Genomic DNA, 781 nt, shown 5'->3' with positions numbered 1-781 from the left:
TCCCCGGTGAGAACGTCGAGATCCGCGGTCGCGGTGATCCGGCCCTCCTCATCAGTGGTCACCACCATCTCGTTCAGGTCGGGATTCTCTGCGGCCGGCACCAGGTCCGGGTCGTCGCTGTCGGCGGTCAGCCGGATTGCTTCGCGTCTGGCGGTGGCGGCGACCTCGCCCGGGGTGGTCTGTACCAATAGTTTCCGGGTCAACGTGGTGCGGTCGGTCTCGTCGAGACCGACGCGTTTCTCTACTGCGGTGACGCCTTTACCGATGGCGTCGGCCATCTCCGCCGACAGTGATCCGTCCCGTAGCCCGCGCGCGATCGGCGTTAACCGTTCGGCGTGGTGGCCGTTGCGGGCGGTGCGGTGCGCGACCGCCGCCGGTACGCCGATCTCGGTCAACAGGCCGGCGGCGGTGCGGACGCGTTTGCGGTAGGGGATTCCGGCGCGTTCGGCTGCCCGCAGCAGGGTGGCTTGGGCGGCGTCGAGGACGTTGCGGGCCCGCGCGATCTCGATGATCGCGGACAGGATCTGTCGGCGTCGTCGGCGCCGATCGTGCTGACCCGATCGAGTCGGCACGCCAACCGGACCGTGTCCCCTTCCTCGGTGTCGGTGGCGGTGGGTGGAGCGAGTTCGTCGATCATTTGATCGGTGAACTGGCGGACACACGTAGCGAACATGGCAATCCCCCTTCTTCGGTTCACGTGCCTCACCGATCGGCGTTGCACGTAAGCAGCAATGCGAAAGTATGTGCCGGGACACCACCCCGGCCGATCTGCCGCCACGAC

General features: G+C 67.3%; 1 pseudogene. It reads right to left on the bottom strand.

Annotated features, from left to right (window positions below):
* A pseudogene (locus L5G32_RS19135) lies at positions 1-572 on the bottom strand (HNH endonuclease); the annotation flags it as partial.
* Between the last annotated feature and the right edge of the window lie 209 nt (positions 573-781).

It is taken from the genome of Gordonia zhenghanii, assembly GCF_021738965.1.
Taxonomy (GTDB): domain Bacteria; phylum Actinomycetota; class Actinomycetes; order Mycobacteriales; family Mycobacteriaceae; genus Gordonia; species Gordonia zhenghanii.
The sequence above is the reverse complement of the archived record's forward strand: the minus strand, read 5'-3'. Positions and strand labels throughout refer to the sequence as shown.